At 58.5% G+C, this 19896-nt stretch carries 9 protein-coding genes; 5 read left to right on the top strand and 4 right to left on the bottom strand.

All coding sequences use genetic code 11. From position 1 onward, the window contains the following. Positions 1–161 precede the first annotated feature (161 nt). The gene (gene sohB / locus CUN63_RS25830) at positions 162–1184 is read left to right on the top strand and encodes a protease SohB (protein WP_129443624.1); all 1023 of its coding nucleotides are present in this window, start codon (positions 162–164) and stop codon (positions 1182–1184) included. Between the two features lie 83 nt (positions 1185–1267). Here the strand turns inward: sohB and CUN63_RS25835 are convergent, their stop codons facing one another. Both CUN63_RS25835 and CUN63_RS25840 read right to left on the bottom strand, forming a co-directional pair. Further along, positions 1268–1762 (bottom strand): DUF934 domain-containing protein, encoded by a 495-nt coding sequence (locus CUN63_RS25835; protein WP_129443626.1) that lies wholly within the window; start codon positions 1760–1762, stop codon positions 1268–1270. Next, the gene (locus tag CUN63_RS25840) at positions 1746–3404 is read right to left on the bottom strand and encodes a nitrite/sulfite reductase (RefSeq protein ID WP_129443628.1); all 1659 of its coding nucleotides are present in this window, start codon (positions 3402–3404) and stop codon (positions 1746–1748) included. The genes CUN63_RS25835 and CUN63_RS25840 overlap by 17 nt, the downstream gene beginning before the upstream one ends. Positions 3405–3929: 525 nt before the next feature. Between CUN63_RS25840 and CUN63_RS25845 the strand changes: the two genes are divergently transcribed. Beyond that, complete coding sequence (locus tag CUN63_RS25845; protein WP_129443630.1) at positions 3930–5003, top strand: ABC transporter substrate-binding protein; 1074 nt, start codon at positions 3930–3932, stop codon at positions 5001–5003. Here the strand turns inward: CUN63_RS25845 and CUN63_RS25850 are convergent. Continuing rightward, positions 5000–5218, bottom strand: coding sequence for a DUF2970 domain-containing protein (locus CUN63_RS25850; RefSeq protein ID WP_129443632.1), 219 nt, complete (start codon positions 5216–5218; stop codon positions 5000–5002). The genes CUN63_RS25845 and CUN63_RS25850 overlap by 4 nt on opposite strands. A gap of 151 nt (positions 5219–5369) precedes the next feature. Here CUN63_RS25850 and CUN63_RS25855 point away from each other — a divergent pair, with 151 nt between their 5' ends. Continuing rightward, on the top strand, positions 5370–12443 hold the full coding sequence (locus CUN63_RS25855) for an NEL-type E3 ubiquitin ligase domain-containing protein (RefSeq protein WP_129443634.1): 7074 nt from the start codon (positions 5370–5372) through the stop codon (positions 12441–12443). 62 nt (positions 12444–12505) lie between these two features. On the opposite strand, the gene metH is transcribed toward CUN63_RS25855, so the two are convergent. Continuing rightward, positions 12506–16216, bottom strand: coding sequence for a methionine synthase (metH, locus tag CUN63_RS25860; protein WP_129443636.1), 3711 nt, complete (start codon positions 16214–16216; stop codon positions 12506–12508). 155 nt (positions 16217–16371) lie between these two features. On the opposite strand from metH, the gene CUN63_RS25865 reads away from it, so the two are divergent. Both CUN63_RS25865 and CUN63_RS25870 read left to right on the top strand, forming a co-directional pair. Next, positions 16372–18666 (top strand): fatty acid cis/trans isomerase, encoded by a 2295-nt coding sequence (locus CUN63_RS25865; RefSeq protein ID WP_129443638.1) that lies wholly within the window; start codon positions 16372–16374, stop codon positions 18664–18666. A gap of 185 nt (positions 18667–18851) precedes the next feature. Continuing rightward, positions 18852–19886, top strand: coding sequence for an acyltransferase (locus CUN63_RS25870; RefSeq protein ID WP_129443640.1), 1035 nt, complete (start codon positions 18852–18854; stop codon positions 19884–19886). The last annotated feature ends 10 nt before the right edge of the window (positions 19887–19896 follow it).

Genomic DNA, 19896 nt, shown 5'->3' on the forward strand with positions numbered 1-19896 from the left:
AGGATGAGGGTGAGCTGTCAATGAAAAAACATACGCTTGTTTGAAATGCCCGTTACAGGGCTGTTGCCAGAGGTTTCACGGCTGGTCGCCGGGGCGGCGCATGGGTATGCTGGAGGTATCCCGCGCGCATTTTTGCAGCGCATCGTATTAAAGGAGTCCCTGTGGAGTTTTTTGCGGAGTACGCAGTTTTTCTGGCTAAGACCGTGACACTGGTGATCGCCATTCTGGTGGTCCTGGCCAGTTTCGCGGCGTTGCGCAGCAAAGGTCGACGCAAGTCGGTCGGCCAGTTGCAAGTCAGCAAACTCAATGATTTCTACAAAGGGCTGCGCGAACGTCTGGAGCAAACTTTGCTCGACAAGGACCAGCTCAAGGCCTTGCGCAAGGTCGAAGCTAAAACCGAGAAAAAGCAAAAGAAGAAAACCGAGGCCAAGCCACGGGTGTTCGTGCTGGATTTCGATGGCGACATCAAGGCGTCAGCCACTGAAAGCCTGCGCCATGAAATCACCGCGCTGCTGACCCTCGCCACGCCCAAGGATGAAGTGGTGCTGCGTCTGGAAAGCGGCGGTGGCATGGTTCACAGCTACGGCCTGGCGTCCTCGCAACTGGCGCGTATCCGTGATGCCGGTGTGCCGTTGACCGTGTGCATCGACAAGGTCGCGGCCAGCGGCGGCTACATGATGGCGTGCATCGGCGAGAAGATCATCAGCGCGCCGTTCGCGATCCTCGGCTCGATCGGTGTCGTTGCGCAGCTGCCTAACGTCAACCGCCTGCTGAAAAAGCACGACATCGACTTCGAAGTGCTGACCGCGGGCGAGTACAAGCGCACCCTGACGGTGTTTGGCGAAAACACCGAGAAGGGCCGTGAGAAGTTCCAGGAAGACCTGGACATCACTCACCAGTTGTTCAAGAACTTCGTTTCCCGCTATCGCCCACAATTGGCCATCGACGAAGTGGCCACCGGTGAAATCTGGCTCGGCATCGCGGCGCTGGATAAACAACTGGTGGACGAGCTGAAAACCAGCGATGAATACCTCGCCGAACGTGCCAAGAAGTCCGAGCTGTACCACTTGCACTACGCCGAACGTAAAAGCCTGCAGGAACGCATCGGCATGGCGGCCAGCGGCTCGGTCGATCGTGTGCTGCTGAGCTGGTGGAGCCGGTTGACCCAGCAACGCTTCTGGTAAGCACCGTCGTGTAATCGTTTACGCCGGACACAAAAAAGCCCTGAACCGGATTTCCGATTCAGGGCTTTTTGTTTTACGCGTACTTAGCGGCGACGGAACAGCGGCAGCGGTTCGTCGGTAGCAGCCTGATAGGTCACCGAGAAGTCCTTGAGACCTTCCAGGGCTTCGTACGGGTCTTTATCGGCGCGGATCGCAAAGGCGTCGAAGCCGCAGCGGTGCAGGTAGAACAGCTGGTCGCGCAGCACATCGCCGATTGCCCGCAGTTCACCTTTGAACCCGTAACGGTCACGCAGCAGGCGGGCGTTGGAGTAGTTGCGGCCATCAGTGAAGGCTGGGAAATTCAGGGCGATCACCTGGAAATTTTCCACGTCGTCACCGATTTCTTCCGCTTCTTCATCGGCATCCAGCCATACGCCCAGGCCGCCATCGCGGGCCTTGAGCATGCGGCTGTGTTCGCGCCACAGTTGCAACGGGACGATCAGGTCGTCGCAGTTGCTGACCTCGTCGATGTTGAAGTCCTTGGGCAGCAAGTGCCAGGTTTCGTCGACGACCTCGTTGTTCTTAATTATTCGCTGCATAGACGCGCTCCTTGAAGAGGTCGATGCCAATACGCTGATAGGTGTCGATGAAACGCTCGTCTTCGGTACGTTGTTCGATGTACACGTCGATCAGCTTTTCAATCACATCAGGCATGGCTTCCTGGGCGAAGGATGGGCCGAGGATCTTGCCCAGGCTCGCATCGCGACTGGCGCTGCCACCGAGGGACACCTGATAGAACTCTTCGCCTTTCTTGTCCACCCCGAGAATGCCGATGTGGCCGACGTGGTGGTGACCACAGGCGTTCATGCAGCCGGAGATGTTCAGGTCCAGTTCGCCGATATCGAACAGGTAATCCAGGTCTTCGAAGCGACGCTGGATCGACTCGGCGATCGGGATCGACTTGGCGTTGGCCAGGGAGCAGAAGTCGCCGCCCGGGCAGCAGATGATGTCGGTCAGCAAGCCGATGTTCGGCGTGGCGAAACCCTGTTCGCGCAACTCGCCCCACATCGCGAACAGTTGAGTCTGCTCAACGTCGGCCAGAATGATGTTCTGCTCGTGGGAGGTGCGCAACTGACCGAAGCTGTAACGGTCGGCCAGGTCGGCAACGGCATCGAGCTGCTTGTCGGTGATGTCGCCCGGTGCAACGCCGGTCGGCTTCAGGGACAGGGTCACGGCTACATAACCGGGCTTCTTGTGAGCCAGGGTATTGCGGGTGCGCCAGCGCGCGAAGCCCGGGTGTTCTTTATCGAGTTCGGCCAACGCCAGGGCCTGGTTGTCCAGAGCCTTGTACTCCGGATCAACGAAGTGTTTGGCCACGCGATGCACTTCGGCTTCGGTCAGCGTGGTCTGGCCACCGCGAAGGTGTTCCATCTCTGCGTCGACTTTTTGCGCGAAGACTTCAGGGGTCAAAGCCTTGACCAGAATCTTGATCCGCGCCTTGTACTTGTTGTCACGACGGCCGTAGCGGTTGTAGACCCTCAGGATGGCGTCGAGGTAGCTCAACAGGTCTTGCCACGGCAGGAATTCATTGATGAACGCGCCCACCACCGGGGTACGGCCGAGACCGCCACCCACCAGCACACGGAAGCCCAGCTCGCCAGCAGCGTTGTGCACCGGCTCAAGGCCGATGTCATGGACTTCGATGGCCGCACGGTCGGAAGTCGAACCGTTGATGGCGATCTTGAACTTGCGCGGCAAGTAAGCGAATTCAGGGTGGAACGTGGTCCATTGGCGGACGATCTCGCACCACGGGCGCGGATCGATCAGCTCGTCGGCAGCGACACCGGCGAACTGGTCAGTGGTGACGTTGCGCAAGCAGTTGCCGCTGGTCTGGATAGCGTGCATTTGCACGGTCGCCAGCTCTGCAAGGATGTCCGGGATGTCTTCCAGCGCCGGCCAGTTGAACTGTACGTTCTGCCGGGTGCTGATGTGGGCATAGCCCTTGTCGAAGTCACGGGCAATCCTGGCCATCATTCGCGTCTGGCGCGAAGTCAGTTGGCCGTAAGGCACCGCCACCCGCAACATCGGCGCGAAGCGCTGGATATAAAGGCCATTTTGCAGGCGCAGAGGGCGGAATTCTTCTTCGCTCAGCTCGCCTGCCAGATAGCGTCGGGTCTGATCACGGAACTGCTTGACGCGGTCCTCGATGATCCGCTGATCGTACTCGTCGTATACGTACATATAAGTCCTGTTCTCAGGCTTGGGCCGGTCGGATCCAGTTGCGTTTTTCGCTAGCTGAAGTCTCCGATACTGCCTCGGCAATTCTGCGCGCACGGCCGCGCACTCCCAACGGAGCCGGGGCAAGATACCAGTTTGCAGTTATGCGCAAAAGTGATGTTTGAGTATATGTAAAGAACCAAAACGACTAATGAAGGCCAATGAGGTAAAACCCACATTTGTGGTGCGGGCAATCATCGTCTTAACTGTGCTCGAGTCTTTATGCAATCACCGATAAAACCGACAAGAGGCGATGCAATGAGCAACCCTACCAAAACGTCAAAACCCGATAGCACGGTCGATGCTTGGGCCATTCTGTTCCTGATCATCCTGGTCGTGAGCACAGCGGTATTTTGGGTCAGCCATCAATAACCGACCCCGTCCGGGCCCCATTCCGACGATTGTCGGACAATAACCGGAATAAACGCCGTTTTCCGGGACTTCGCTGGCTATAATGCGCGGCGAATTGCCGGGGGGCTCGGACGATCAATGTTGAAGTTTTTCTACTCATTCCTGCTGATGTGCGGCGCGGTTTATGGACCCGGTGTGCGCGCGGAATCGGTGTTGTTCCTGAATCCCGGAGCCACTCAGGAAGCCTTCTGGGTCAGTTACTCGCAATTCATGCAGGCGGCAGCCACGGATCTGGGCATTGATCTGCGAATTCTCTATTCCCGGCGCATGCCGGAGCTCACGCTGGCGCAAGCCCGTCAGGCGCTGCAAGGCCCCGAGCGTCCGGACTATCTGGTTTTCGTCAACGAACAGTACGTCGCCCCACAGATCATTCGCCTGGCCCAGGGCAGCGGGGTGAAGCTGTTTATGGTCAACGCGTCCCTGACGGCCAATCAAATGAGCCTGCTGGGTGAGCGCCCTGAGCGCTTGGGCAGCCTGGTGCCCAACGACGAGGAGGGTGGCTACCTGATGCTCAAGGAACTGATTCGCCAGCATCCGCCCGCGGCGCCCGGTCAGGTCATCGAGTTGCTGGCGTTTTCCGGCCTGAAGATCACCCCTTCGGCGCAACTGCGCGAGCAAGGCATGATGCGGGCCTTGGCCGAACACCCGGAAGTGCACTTGCGCCAACTGGTTTACAGTGGCTGGACCCGGGAACGGGCGTATGAACAGGCCAAACTGCTGTTCAAGCGTTACCCGAAGGTCTCGCTGGTGTGGTCAGCCAATGACGAAATGGCGTTTGGCGCCATGCAGGCGTACTCGGAGGCGGGTGGGCTACCCGGCAAGGATGCGTTGTTCAGTGCGGTCAACACCTCGCCGGCGGCGTTGCAGGCGACGGTCGACGGACGCATCAGCGTGCTGTTGGGCGGGCACTTCACATTGGGCGGCTGGGCGCTGGTGGAGTTACATGATCTTGAGCAGGGCGTGGATCTCACCCATTACGGCGGCCGAGACCGGCGAATCCCGTTGTTGCAACTGATCGACAAGGCCCAGGCCAAGCGATTGCTGGCCATGGGAGAATCACCGGATTACGGCGTGAACTTCCGCCGTCTTTCAGCCAAGGGCCGGCCGACGTCGTATCGCTATCCGTTCAACCTGCAAACCTTGATGCGCTAAACCCCGGCCAGGTGCACCACCAGTTGCACGATGCCATACAGCGTCAATGCGAACACCGCGGTGAACAAAATCCCCAGAATCACGAAATGACTGGGCTTGCCGTGAGTGAAGTCCCGCGCCCGGTTCTTCCCGCTCTGCACCCCGAACGCTGCCGCTATGACGCTGTGCAGCATCTGCCAGAAAGTGGGCGGCTTGTTGTCGCCTGGATCGTCCATAAACCCCTAGTCTCCCGTTTGAGTAAGACAAGCATAGACAACCCACGGAAAGAAGATCGGCGCTGGCGCTACCCGGTATAAATATGTACCGCCCTGTACGGCAAACCTGCTGATTGACTGGTGCTTCATTTACAGCATCAGGTATTGCCACATGAGTGGAATCCCATCGGCCCAGGAAAAGGGCCTTCACAACCATTTCATCAAAAAAAAGCTGCACCATCGGATACGCCACCTGACCCCGGCAAACATCCGGGCCCTGGATCGGGCGAGAACACCAGGAGGCCTGGCCGAAAATGCCATGCCGGACTGGTTTCAGAAGGCCCCCAGCGACCAACGGCAAACTGTACGGGACGACCAGAAGCGCAGTCGAACCTCCAACGAAACCCTGGCCAAAACACTCGCCGGGCTCAAAGGGGTCACCGAATTCGCGCAACCGTTGCTCGAAGCGGCGTTGCAAAAAAAGTTCGGGTTGAAAGTTGATGTTGCGCAGACCTGGCTCTACGAGCCCTTTGCAGGCTCGCTGACCACTCGCCAGACCCTGCTGCAATTGGCACTGCGCAATTTTGAAGAAGACCAGGCGTTTGATGAAGGTGACGTCATTGCTGAACGAGGTATACGGGCTGCCTATCTGGAAACTCAAGGAGGACCTTACGGTTGGGACTATCCGGAAAAGGGCCCTTCAACGCGCTACAGGATCAAGAAGCTACCGATAAAACCCGCCGATTTCGCCTCGCTATGCCGTGAACTGGATATCGGCAAGCAGTATCAGGAACACCTGACGGCGATGTTTGACGCCGCGGACAGGGCGGCCACCGTGCGTACCCAAACGGTCGACGCGTGGAAGGACAGTCTGCGGGTGCATGCCCATATCGCCCGCCTCAAATCGCTGATCACGCCATCGGCCTACAGCACATTGCTGGCCGTGCTCAACGGCGACCAATCGGCAGCACTGGACGGTGAGCGCGTCACTTGCAGTCAGTTACATGTGCTGGGGTCGCCTGTCAGTGAGCTGTTTGTCATTGGCGCAAGCCGGCGCAAAGGTAAAAAGGTCAACTTCAGCTGGACCAATCCCGGTGTAAACCTGTTTGACGTACTGGGTTACCAGGACTCGCGGATCATCGTCTGTATTCCGGGTGATCCGGTGGCGCCGGTCATGGAATATGCCTCGCTCAAGGCCTTTGAAAATGACCTGAGCTACAGGCTGCGCGATGTGAATTACCAGCGCTCTTTCCTCAGGCTCATCCCCCACGGTGATGCGGGCAAGTTCCTCGGCAAGATCAAGACTGCTCTGCAAACACTCAAATGGAACCCGGATTTCCCATACCGTAAAGAGACCCTCTTGGGGCACATGGACGGAATCTACGAAAATGTTTACCGGGACGAGCCGGCTCTTGATATCAGTGAAGAATTTTTTGACACGCAGCTGTTCGGCGAGCTGTACACGCGGCACCAGACGCGCCTCAAGGAGACTGCCGAGCAACTGGCGGTGCCGACGGCCAAGGTCGATCATGACGCCTGGTATGAACGACTCGCCCGCTATGCCGAGTGGGGACTGAACATACTCAACGTGGCCGCATTTTTTGTGCCCGGCCTGGGCGAGGTAATGATGGCCGTGATGGCTGTGCAACTGACCACAGACATTTATCACGGGGTTGAAGCCTGGAGCATCGGGGACACGGATCAGGCCTGGAGCTATTTGAAGTCAGTGGCCGTGAACATCGCATTCATGGCGGCTGTCGGCGCGGTTGCCAGTAAAGCGCCGAAAGTGCTGTCCACACCCATCGTTGATGGCCTGGTCAAGGTCAAATTGCCGTTTGGCAGCGAACAGTTGTGGCGGCCTGGCTTGACGCCTTACCTGAGCGACAGGGTCTTGCCGGCGGGGCTCAAGCCCGACACGCTTGGGCAGTATGAAGTGGGCGGCAAGACCTATATCAGGCTCGAAGGTAATGTCTACGAAAAAACCTTCGACCCCACGCTGAACAAATGGCGTCTCAAACACCCGACGGCCCCGGACGCTTACTCCCCCGTTCTTGAACACAATGGTGAGGGCGCGTGGCGTCATCGTTTCGAGCGCCCGCTGGAGTGGGATCGTGCCACCTTGTTACGACGTCTTGGGCCGGTCACCGACGGTATTGACGCGGCGACGCTGGAGAAAATCGCCGATATCAGCGGCGTTAACGACGGCGTGCTGCGCAAGATCCATACGGATAACCTGCGCTTGCCATCAGCGTTATCCGACACGTTGCGGCAGTTTCAAATCGACCGTCAGCTTAATGACATGATTGAACAGATTCGTCTCGATCAGTCGGTGCCGGACAGCCGCTACAACGACGTCTTGCCGCAAGTGATCAATATGCCGCGCTGGCCGCAGGGGCGGGTGATCGACGTGTTCGACAATGCAAGCCTGAGCGGTGCTTCGTCCCGCTACGGTGAGGCGTCGACACCCGTGAAGCCGAACATCAGGATTTCCCGTGAGGATGTGTCTGCCGGGAAATTGCCCGAACGAGTGCTTGCGGCACTGGATGAGGAAGAAATTGTTCGCTTGCTGGGGGGGGAAGGTGCGCGGGTCGAGGCAGAGCGTGAAGCGGTTTTTCGACAACAGCTTGGCGCCCAGCTTTCGGGCAACAAAACCTCATTGTTCGACAAACTCAGCCAGGACTCCAAGGCAACATCGCGTGAAATTCAGGCGCTGCAACGTACTTTCCCCAGTCTATCGACGGACGCGGCGCAAGAAGTCCTGGCCAATGCCACAGCCAAGGAGCGGCTGCACATCAAACAAACCGGCCGACTCCCGAGCAGTCTGTTGCTCAAGGGGCGTGCGCGCGCCCGGGTGACTCGGCTGAACAAGGCCCTGGCCGGATTGCAGCTGGAGAGCATGGCGTCATCCGACAGCCAGCGCCTGGCGCTGCACAGCCTGGAAAAACTCCCCGGCTGGCCGAAAAACCTGCGCCTGGAAGTTCGTCAGGGCGATTGCGGTGGAAAACTGCTCGACAGCATCGGTAGCGAGACGGCCGAGCAAGTCAAATACCTGGTCAAGGACGGCTATCAGCATCATCAAGCCAACCAGTTCCAGGCCTTCGACCAGCAAACAAACTCGTTGAACAGCGTGCCCAAAGAAGGCGACAACTTTTTCTCTTCGGTCATGCATGCGTTGCCGGGCGACGTCCGCACTCAGTTGGGCATGCCCAATGTGGCGCAGGGTGCCAAGTTACAAAAGACATTGACCACCTATGCCATGGGCCACCGTGACCAGATGATGGAAACCCTCGTGCCCAATGCCGCCACGCCACGATTCCGTCCGCCGGTGCGACTGGCCGACGGCAGGGTCGGCTACCCATTGAGTGGGCGAGGTGCCGGGGCAACGGTGAATTCCTCGTTGGTCTCCAGGTTGCGGGATGTCTATCCGAACTTCTCCGATGAGATGGCGGAATCGATGGTCATCCAGCTTGCGCTGGATGGCATGACCGAAACGCAGATCGCCAATTTTCTGAACATGCGGGGCCGGGAATACGAGGCGCTGACGGCGCAGCTCGAACAATGGGTACACAGCGGCGGCCAGAATACTGTCCGCCATCAAGTCGCACAAAACATTAAAGACGTCTGGCAGCAGAGGGGTATTTACGATGGCGATGCCAGTGTTTATCTGGACGTGGGCGCTGTAGACAGCTTGCCGGAACTGTCCGGCAACTTTCCCAACGTAAGTCGTCTGAATATGAGCGTTGGTGGAGTATTGAGTCAGACACCGCAAGCCTTTGTGCGCCAGTTCCCCAACGCCCGGTCGCTAAGGTTGGGGATCCAGGATGGCGTCGATAGGGTTCAACTGGCCGAGAGGCTAAAGGCACTGCCGAGTATTCGTGAACTGCGGATGGCAGGGCCGCTGGGTCCGCAATTCACTGAAGCTGCCCAATCGGTGATAGACGCGATGCCACAACTGCAACGATTGGACGTGATCGGCATGGCGGACGAGCTGGATGTCAGTCGCCTGACTCAACTGCATTCGTTGAGCGTGTACGGAACGACAGAGGCCTGGCCGACGGGCGCTCTGCAATTGCCGCAGCTCAGGTCGCTGGATCTCACCCACTCAAACGTCAAGACACTTCCCCCTGAATGGCTATCCGGTCATGAATCACTGTGGCCTGGCATGAAACTCAACTGGGCCAGGCTGAGCACTGAGGACTTCGTGAAGGCATACGAGTATGTGCACGACAATCCTGCGCATTTGCAGGATGCCGGGCAAATGCTGGATCGTTATTGCCAAGGCACGCTACACAGCGCCCTGGAGACAAGCGACGAGCTTTCGAAGATTGCCCTTGGGCGAATGAAGGCTGAGGGGTTTGCAGGGCGGGCGTTGCTGGCACGGATCAATGCACTGCGCCAGGATGGACAGGTATTGCGACAGCAACTGGAGGCGTGGCAACAGCGAACACCAAGAGCCAATGGCCGGCAAGTCAACATTCGGGAACGAGAATCCGTTGCCCGGCGAATCCGTGAGTGCTGGCGTGATGGTCTGCGTAAACGCTATGGCGGTACGGAGGAGGCACAATCTTCGCAACCTCAGGCCGGACCTTCAACGGTGCGGCCATGGCCTGTCATGCCGCGACAAATCATTTCATCGAATCTTGATTTGTCCGGCTGGGCGCTGGGCGATCTGCCTGAACTGCCAGCGCTGTCAGCAACGAATTTTGCCCATGTGCAAACCCTGCAAATGTCGGGTGTGGTGGCCTCATCCGAGGATTTCAGTCGTTTTTTGAGCGGCTTCACCGACATTCGCGGGTTGGATCTGAGTGGCAATCAACTGCAGGATCTTCCGTCGGCATTGGGCAACCTCGGAAAACTCAGTGATCTGCAGCTGAGCCGAAATCACCTGACAATTACCCCGAGTATGCAGCAACGCTTGAACCGGTTGTCTGCCCTTGAAAGCCTGGACTTGCGCTATAACCGGCTCGATTCGCTGGATGTCAGCGCCATGACCCGCTTGAAGACCCTGCGTGTGGGTCATACCGCCATTAAAGACTGGCCAAAAGGTGCGTTGGACTTGTCCGGCCTCGACAGGCTCGAGTTGAACAACAGCGAGATCACGACGATTCCTGAGGCTGCCCTGACCGGCCATGACGCTCTAAGGATCGATATGATTGGCTGTCGGTTGACGGCCAAGGCCCGCACCGATTTGCTGGCGAGTACTTCTTCCGAAAATCCCATGGGTATCTCCAGAGCCAGCTTGCAGGCGGGCATTACCATGGGTGAACCAGAGTATTTTCCGGTTCTGGTCGCGCAAAATCCGGACTTGTTACTGCCGCTGCCCGTTGTACCTGGCAATGACCTGACACGCTTGACCCCGCAAGCCCGCTTGAAAAGGCTTGACCCGGATCTGCCAGGCGCCGATGCGATACAGATGATTGATGAACTGACGTTACGCCATGGCGGCGCTGGCCCCCTGTATGAGCAACTGGCCAAATGGGACAGACAACATCAGGCATTGACGAAGACCCTGAACACATGGATCGAAACCCCACCACAGCAGATGGGTGAATCCTCTGTGTGGATTGCAGCCACCGAGCGTCGTCAGGCGGCTGACCGGATAATGGCGTGCTGGAGGCAGAACCTCCGCGGGGCGCAGGCCGTGGAGAGCGCATCGGGAGGTTATATCCTTGATCTGTCCGATAACCCCTTGGGCAATCTCCCGGCTCTACCCGCCGACTTCGCTCATGTCGGTGCGTTGAACCTGAACAACGTGTATCTGAGAGAAGAGGGGCTAAGCGATTTCCTCGGCGCGTTTACTCATGTTCATACCTTGGCGCTGAATGCCAACGCATTGAGTGCCTTGCCAGAGTCCGTGACCTCATTGAACAGCCTCAAGCGACTTTCTGCGGTCAATAACCGTTTGTCCAATGCGCCTCAGCTCCAGCGTCAGCTTGCAGGATTGAGCAACCTGGAGTCATTGAACCTGGCGGAAAACTGGCTTGAGTCGCTGGATGTCAGCCCTCTTACCCGTTTGCAGGCCCTCGATCTGAGTGGCAATCGCCTGGTCATGTGGCCGCAGGGAGCGCTTCAGCTCCCCTCGCTCAGCGCACTGGATTTGCGCGACAACATGATCGAGTCCATTCCGCCGCTCCTGATGGCCGACGAGCGCAGGGTATTGCGTGCGGGCACGAATCTGGCGAGCAACGAAACTCTGGATGCCGCGAGCCTGCTAATGCTGCGTAATCAGGTGCAGGCGGGCGAGCAGATAGTGGGATGGACGCCTGAAGAGATTGACGAGGCGTTGGAGCCGTTTAACCGCAGTAGCGACAGCGGCGGCTTTACCGACAGCGATAGTGATGACTCGATCGCAAGTGACGTAGAGGTGGATATGGATGAGGTGACAGGTACCGGCGCCCGTGAGCGATGGATCGCTCTATCAGCAGCCGACTCAGAGGAATTGATACGGATATGGAATGACTTCGAGCAAGCGCAAAACAATCGGTTCTTCTTCAATCTGCTGAGCAAAATGGAAGGTACGACAGACTTCCTGACGGGACGTGCTGATCTTGTGCGGCGGGTCCATACCGTACTGAGGGTGGCCGATAGCGACGCAGGTCTGAGGGATACGATATTCGAAATGGCGAGGTCTGGCGCAACCTGCGTTGATGGTCAAATCCTGTTGTTCAGCGATATAGAAGTGAAGGCTTTCGAATTTGAGACCGCGAAGTCAATTTCCCCGGGCCAACAAGGCAACGTCTTGTTCAGACTTGGCAGGAGCCTGTTTCGCCTGGGGAAAGTCGAGGAAATCGCTAACCGTGACATTGTCCAGCGACAGGCACAGCGCCGTTCAACTGATCCGGCGGAAGTGCGGTTAGCCTATCGCATCGGCCTTGCCGAGCGACTTGAGTTGCCGGGGCAACCAAGAGGTATGCGCTACAGCGGCAACGTTTCGTCTGCCATGCTGGATGCGGCCCATGCTGAAGTGATCGCGGCAGAACAATCATCGGCATTTCTTGATGATTTGGTCGGCCGCAAGTACTGGAGCGACTATTTGAAGGACAAATACCCTGAACGGTTCGCCCAGGTGCGAGAGGGTTTCGCAGCCAGAGAGCATGATGTAGACGAGGCGTATCCAAATTACGGCGAAGGCGCGCAGGAGCAGTACAAAACCGCCATGCAGGCGATAGAGGCAGACCTTCTCTTCGAGCAAGGGAAGTTGGTGCGCGAATTGTCTGAAAAAGAACGGACGCTGGTGGGGTTGTAGCGTTTACCTGCAGCTTTCATAAGAACCCCGGGAGTCGCACCAGTCGACTCCCGGGACCACCATCAGTTGTCGTAACCCAGGTTCGGCGCCAACCACCGCTCGGTCACACTCAACTCCTGACCCTTGCGCGACGTGTAGCTCTGCACCTGATCCTTGTCGATCTTGCCCACGGCAAAATACTGCGCCTGCGGGTGAGCAAAGTACCAACCGCTGACCGCTGCTGCCGGGAACATGGCGTAGTGCTCGGTGAGGAACACGCCGCTGCGGCCGGCTTTCATTTCCGAGGCCTCAGGGTCCAGCAACTTGAACAGCGTGGATTTCTCGGTGTGATCCGGGCAGGCCGGGTAGCCCGGGGCAGGGCGGATACCGGTGTATAGCTCTTTGATCAGCGCCTCGTTGTCGAGCGTCTCGTCCTTGGCATAACCCCAGTAGTCTTTACGGACCTGCTGGTGCAGCCACTCGGCGCACGCCTCGGCCAAACGGTCGGCCAGTGCCTTGACCATGATCGAGTTGTAGTCGTCGCCGGCATCCTGATAGGCCTTGGCCACTTCTTCGGCACCGATCCCGGCGGTGGTGATGAAACCACCCACGTAGTCGGTCACTTCGCTGTCCTTCGGTGCAACGAAGTCAGCCAGGGAGAAGTTCGGTTTGCCGTCGGTCTTGATGATCTGCTGACGCAGGTGATGCAGCTTGGCAATCGGCTTGCCGTCATCGCCGTAGACTTCAATGTCATCCTCACGCACCTGGTTGGCCGGCCAGAAGCCGAACACCGCACGGGCGCTGATGAGTTTCTCGTCGATCAGCTTGGCGAGCATTTCCTGGGCATCGGCGTACAGCGAGGTGGCGGCTTCACCGACCACTTCATCCGTGAGGATGCGCGGGAATTTGCCGGCCAGGTCCCAGGAGATGAAGAACGGCGTCCAGTCGATGTATTCGGCCAGGACTTTCAGGTCGATGTTGTCCAGCACCTTGGCACCGGTAAACGTCGGTTTGATCGGCTCGTAAGTGGTCCAGTCGAACTGCGGCTTCTTGGCGATGGCCGCCGGATAGCTCAGGCGTTCGGTACGGGCGCTGCGGTTGGCGGTGCGCTCGCGGACTTCGATGTATTCCAGGCGAGTCTTCTCGATGAACGCCGGCTTCAATTCCTTGGACAGCAACTGCGTCGCCACGCCCACGGCGCGGGAAGCGTCGGTGACGTAGATCACTGCGTCGTTGCTGTATTTCGGCTCGATCTTCACCGCCGTGTGCGCTTTCGAGGTGGTCGCGCCACCGATCATCAGCGGCAGATGGAAGTCCTGACGCTGCATCTCACGTGCGACGTGGACCATTTCATCCAGCGAAGGTGTGATCAGGCCGGACAAGCCGATGATGTCGCACTTCTGCTCCTTGGCCACCTGCAGGATTTTCTCCGCCGGCACCATCACGCCGAGGTCGACGATGTCATAGCCGTTACAGCCCAGCACCACGCCAACGATGTTCTTGCCGATGTCGTGCACGTCGCCTTTTACCGTGGCCATGAGGATCTTGCCCTTGGCTTCCGGCTTGTCGCCTTTTTCCAGTTCGATGAACGGGATCAAGTGGGCCACGGCCTGCTTCATCACGCGGGCGGATTTCACCACCTGCGGCAGGAACATTTTGCCGGCGCCGAACAGGTCGCCAACGATGTTCATGCCGGACATCAGCGGGCCTTCGATCACTTCAATCGGGCGGGCGAACGACTGACGGGATTCTTCAGTGTCTTCAACAATGTGCGTGGTGATGCCTTTGACCAGCGCATGCTCCAGACGCTTGTTGACGTCCCAGCCGCGCCATTCTTCGGTCTCGGCTTCCTTGACGCTGCCGTCACCCTTGTACTTGTCGGCAATGGCGAGGAGGGCGTCAGTGCCTTCCGGGGTGCGGTTGAGCACTACGTCTTCAACGGCGTCACGCAGTTCGGCCGGGATCTGGTCGTAGATCTCCAGCTGGCCGGCGTTGACGATACCCATGGTCAGGCCGTTGCGGATCGCATATAGCAGGAACACCGAGTGGATCGCCTCGCGCACCGGGTTGTTGCCGCGGAACGAGAACGACACGTTGGACACACCACCGGAGGTCAGCGCATACGGCAGTTCGTCACGGATGTAGGCACAGGCGTTGATGAAGTCCACAGCGTAGTTGTTGTGTTCTTCGATGCCGGTGGCGATGGCGAAGATGTTCGGGTCGAAGATGATGTCTTCCGGCGGGAAGCCGACTTCGTTGACCAGAATGTCGTAGGAGCGTTTGCAGATTTCTTTCTTGCGCGCTTCGGTGTCGGCCTGGCCGGCTTCGTCGAAGGCCATCACGACGACTGCGGCGCCGTAGCGTTTGCACAGTTTGGCGTGATGAATGAACTGCTCGACGCCTTCCTTCATGCTGATGGAGTTGACGATGCCCTTGCCCTGGATGCACTTGAGGCCGGCTTCGATCACTTCCCATTTTGAAGAGTCGATCATGATCGGTACGCGGGAGATGTCCGGCTCACCGGCAATCAGGTTGAGGAAGGTCACCATGGCCTTCTTCGAATCGAGCATCCCTTCGTCCATGTTGATGTCGATCACCTGGGCGCCGGCTTCGACCTGTTGCAGGGCGACTTCCAGGGCTTCGGTGTAGTTGTCTTCACGGATCAGGCGGGCGAACTTGGCTGAACCGGTGATGTTGGTCCGCTCGCCGACGTTGATGAACAACGAGTTGCGATCGATGGTGAACGGTTCCAGGCCCGACAGGCGGCAGGCCTTTGGAATGTCCGGGATTTCACGCGGCGCATAACCGGCCACCGCTTTGGCGATGGCTTCGATATGGCCCGGCGTGGTGCCGCAGCAGCCGCCGACGATGTTCAGGAAGCCGCTTTGGGCGAATTCTTCGATGACTTTTGCGGTTTCCGACGGCAGTTCGTCGTACTCGCCGAATTCGTTCGGCAGGCCGGCGTTCGGGTGCGCGGAAACGTGGGTGCTGGCCTTGTTCGACAACTCTTCCAGATACGGGCGCAATTCGCTGGCGCCAAGGGCGCAGTTCAGACCGACCGAAATCGGCTTGGCGTGGGCCACGGAGTTCCAGAAGGCTTCGGTGGTCTGGCCGGAGAGGGTACGGCCGGAGGCATCGGTGATGGTGCCGGAGATCATGATCGGCAACTCGACGCCGAGTTCTTCGTACACACCTTGCACCGCGAAGATCGCCGCTTTGGCGTTCAGGGTGTCGAAAATGGTTTCGATCAGGATCAGGTCGGCGCCGCCTTCGATCAGGCCTTTGGTGGCCTCGGTGTAGTTTTCCACCAGTTCATCGAAGGTCACGTTGCGGTAGCCGGGGTTGTTCACGTCAGGCGACAGCGAGCAGGTGCGACTTGTAGGACCGAGGACGCCGGCGACGAAGCGCGGCTTGTCCGGGGTTTCCAGGGTCTTGGCGTCTGCAACCTTGCGCGCCAGACGTGCGCCTTCTACGTTTAGCTCGTACGCCAGGCCTTGCATGCCGTAATCGGCCTGGGACACCTGGGTGGCGTTGAAGGTGTTGGTTTCCAGAATGTCGGCGCCGGCATCCAGGTAGGCTTTCTCGATGGCGCCAATCACGTCCGGGCGCGTCAGGATCAACAGGTCGTTGTTGCCCTTGACGTCACTTGGCCAGTCGGCGAAGCGTTTGCCGCGGTAATCCTGCTCTTCGAGCTTGTAGCTCTGGATCATCGTGCCCATGCCGCCATCGAGAATCAGGATGCGCTCTTTGAGGGCGTGCTTGAGAGCTTGAAGGCGAACACTGCGATCGGACATTTGGACTACTCGGAAAGACCATGACGAAGGGGCGGGATAATAGCAAACCTGTGCGGTTTTAGAGCATGTCCCGGTTTTGCATGAATATCGCTCATGTTGGAGTGGGGTGCAGACCGGTAGAATCGCGGCGTTTTTTCAAGATCGGGACCAGGGATATGTCTTATCGCGTCATCAGCATGGTTTTGCTGTTTTTAAGCTGGGGCGCCGCCGCGCAGGATCCGGCCATTTCCTCTGCCATTTCCTACAGCCGCGACATACAACCGATCTTCACCGAAAAGTGTGTGGCCTGCCATGCCTGCTACGACGCCGCCTGTCAGCTCAACCTGGGCAGTGGCGAAGGGGCTGCCCGTGGCGCAACCAAGATCCCGGTCTACGACGGCGAACGCCGCCAGGCTGCCGCGCCGACCCGGCTGTTTTATGACGCCTTCGGCAAACGCGCCTGGCAGCAAAAGGACTTCTATTCGGTACTCGACGCACAGGGCAGTCAGGCCGCGTTGATGGCGCGGATGCTTGAGTTGGGCCACAAAACCCCCTTGCAACCCAACGCCAAGCTGCCGGAGGACATCGTCCTTGGACTGAACCGGGAAAATATGTGCGCCCTGCCGGCCGAGTTCGACGGCTACGCCCGTTCACATCCCAAAGAAGGCATGCCGCTGGCGGTCACCGGCCTGACCGACCAGCAATACCAGACGCTGCAACGCTGGCTGGCGTCCGGCGCGCCGATTGACGAGCAAGGTCTTGTGCCGAGCGCCAAAGAAGCGTTGCAGGTGGTGCAGTGGGAAAACCTGCTCAACGCACCGGGCGCACGGCAAAGTCTGGTGGGGCGCTGGTTGTTCGAGCATTGGTTTCTCGCTCATCTCTATTTCAAGGACGGCGAGCCGGGGCATTTCTTTCAGTGGGTGCGTTCGCGCACGCCGACCGGCCAGCCGATTGATCTGATCAACACACGTCGACCGAATGACGATCCGGGCACTCAGGTGTATTACCGCTTGTGGCCGGTGCAAGGCGTGATTGTGCAGAAGACCCACATCACCTACCCGTTGAGCGCGGCGAAGATGGCTCGGATCAAAAGCCTCTTCTATAACGGCAACTGGCAGGTCGACGCCTTGCCGGGCTACGGGCCGGAGCGTCGGGCCAATCCGTTCACTACGTTTGAGGCGATCCCGGCCCAGGCGCGTTATCAATTCATGCTCGATAACGCCGAATACTTCGTCCGTACGTTTATTCGCGGCCCGGTGTGCCGCGGCCAGATCGCCACCGACGTGATCCGCGATAACTTCTGGGCAATGTTCCAGGCGCCTGAGCACGACCTCTACATCATCGATCCGAAGTATCGCGGCCAGGCCACGCCATTGCTGGCGATGCCGGGGCAGAACGACGATGTCGGCAGTGTCCTGAGCCTGTGGCATGACTACCGCAACAAGCGTAACCAGTACGAAGCGCTGCGCCGTGACAGTTACGCCGATGCGCCCGCGCCGAGCTGGTCCACCTTATGGGCCGGTAACGATAACGCCTTGCTGACGATATTCCGGCACTTCGACAGTGCCTCGGTGAACAAAGGCCTGATCGGTGACGTGCCGCAAACGATGTGGCTGTTCGACTTCCCGCTGCTGGAGCGCACGTACTACCAGTTGGCAGTCAACTTCGACGTGTTCGGCAATGTCTCCCATCAGGCGCAAACGCGCCTGTACTTCGACCTGATCCGCAACGGTGCGGAGCAGAATTTCCTGCGCCTGATGCCGGCCGATTCGCGCGACGATTACCTCGACGACTGGTACCAGAGCGGCGGAAAATTCAAGATGTGGCTGGACTACGAGGCCATCGACAACGACAAAGAGACGGCGCTGGTACTGGACGAAAAGGACCCGAAACGCGATTTCGCCATGCAGTTGCTGACCCGTTACGGTGACCTCAACGCCAAGCCGGATCCGATCAATCGTTGTGACGGCGCTTATTGCTCGCGGCCGAATATCGATCCGGCCTTGCTGAGCGCCGAGCAGGCCTTGAGTCGCCTGACTTCGCGGCCGGCGGCCGGGCTGAAGGTTATCGATCAATTGCCGGAAGCGACACTGCTGCGCATCGAAACCGCGAGCGGCAAGCGTGAGGTTTACAGCCTGCTGCGTAACCGGGCGCACAGTAACGTGGCGTTCCTGCTCGGTGAATCGCTGCGGTATCAGCCTGGGCTCGACACATTGACTATTTATCCGGGCGTCCTCAGCAGCTATCCGAATTTCATGTTCAACATTCCGGCCGAGCAAGTGCCTGAGTTCGTGAACGAGATGGAATACGCCAAGGACGCCAATCGCTTCGAAAAAATCGTCGAGCGCTGGGGGATTCGTCGCAGCCATCCGCAGTTCTGGTTCTACTTCCATGACCTGAGTCGGTACGTCCATGAGACCGAACCGGTGGAAGAGGGCGTGCTGGACATGAACCGGTACGAGAATCTTTGATCGACCTTTGACTGTTGGCCGGTGTCGGATCTTTAGGGCACCGCCAATCCAATGTGTGCGGGCTTGCTCGCGAAGGCGGTGTATCAGTCAATATTGATGTCGACTGACACACCGCCTTCGCGAGCAAGCCCGCACCCACAGGGGATCTGTGGTGATTTGGGGGAATGCGATCGGGAGGGCCGTCGATGTTGATTTCAATACAGGCACTGCGCGCGCTCGCGGCCTGGACGGTGGTCTGCCACCATTTCATGCAGATATTCTTCGACTTCCAGGCCCGTGGGCCGGTGGGGCAGATGTTCATCGACAAGGGCGCGGTGGGTGTCGACATCTTCTTCGTCATCAGTGGGCTGGTGATTTTCCTGTCCACCGAGGGCAAATCACTGCCGCCGGGGCGCTTTCTGCTGTATCGGCTGTTCCGCATCGTTCCGGCGTACTGGCTGTATACGGTGCTGATGGCGCTGCTGGTGGTGTTCGCTCAGCCGGTTCTGCCGGATCAGACAGTCGACTGGTCGCATTTCCTGTTGTCGCTGTTGTTCATTCCTACTGAAAACCCCGGCGGCTACGGGATTTATCCGACGCTCAACGTCGGCTGGACCCTCAACTACGAAATGCTCTTCTACGTGCTGTTTGCCTGGGCGCTGCTGTTCCGCTTGCAGTTTCGACTGCTGATCGTCGCGGCGCTGCTGTTTGCGGTGTGTCAGGCCTGGACCGGCTACGGCTGGATTAGCGAGTTCTACCGCTCGGACATTGTTTATGAATTCTTGCTGGGGATCGCCATCGGCATGATTTACCGTCGCGGCTGGATCAGGCCCGGATTCTGGCTACCGCTGCTGGGCATTGGCGGCGCGTTGCTGGCGATTTATCACCTGGCGCCGCAGCCACGGTTGCTGGCCTGGGGGCTGCCGAGCGCGGTGCTGGTGATGGCGTGCATGGCGCTGGAGCGCTATGTCGAGCACAGTCGGGTGCTCAAACTGCTGGGCGATTGCTCCTACTCGGTGTACCTGATGCACGTGTTGGTGCTGTCTGCGGGTGGTTTTGTCGCACAGCTTTATGGCATCAATCCCTACGTGATGTTCGCCGTTTGCGCCGCGACAATCGGTCTGGGCTCGTGGGCAAGTTACGAATGGGTGGAAAAATGCAGCTATCGGTGGCTTAAAGGCCGAATTGACGGCGAATTGGCTATCGAGGCAGTCCCAGCTCTTTCCCGACAAAAATACTAGGACTTTGTAC

This window comes from Pseudomonas sp. ACM7 (genome assembly GCF_004136015.1).
Lineage (GTDB): Bacteria > Pseudomonadota > Gammaproteobacteria > Pseudomonadales > Pseudomonadaceae > Aquipseudomonas > Aquipseudomonas frigoris.

Bases quoted from the DNA above. Each gene is read 5' to 3' on its own strand.
- CUN63_RS25845 (WP_129443630.1), top strand. From the start codon at position 3,930: ATGTTGAAGTTTTTCTACTCATTCCTGCTGATGTGCGGCGCGGTTTAT.
- CUN63_RS25855 (WP_129443634.1), top strand. From the start codon at position 5,370: ATGAGTGGAATCCCATCGGCCCAGGAAAAGGGCCTTCACAACCATTTC.
- CUN63_RS25840 (WP_129443628.1), bottom strand. From the start codon at position 3,404: ATGTACGTATACGACGAGTACGATCAGCGGATCATCGAGGACCGCGTC.
- CUN63_RS25865 (WP_129443638.1), top strand. From the start codon at position 16,372: ATGTCTTATCGCGTCATCAGCATGGTTTTGCTGTTTTTAAGCTGGGGC.
- CUN63_RS25850 (WP_129443632.1), bottom strand. From the start codon at position 5,218: ATGGACGATCCAGGCGACAACAAGCCGCCCACTTTCTGGCAGATGCTG.
- CUN63_RS25870 (WP_129443640.1), top strand. From the start codon at position 18,852: ATGTTGATTTCAATACAGGCACTGCGCGCGCTCGCGGCCTGGACGGTG.
- metH (WP_129443636.1), bottom strand. From the start codon at position 16,216: ATGTCCGATCGCAGTGTTCGCCTTCAAGCTCTCAAGCACGCCCTCAAA.
- CUN63_RS25835 (WP_129443626.1), bottom strand. From the start codon at position 1,762: ATGCAGCGAATAATTAAGAACAACGAGGTCGTCGACGAAACCTGGCAC.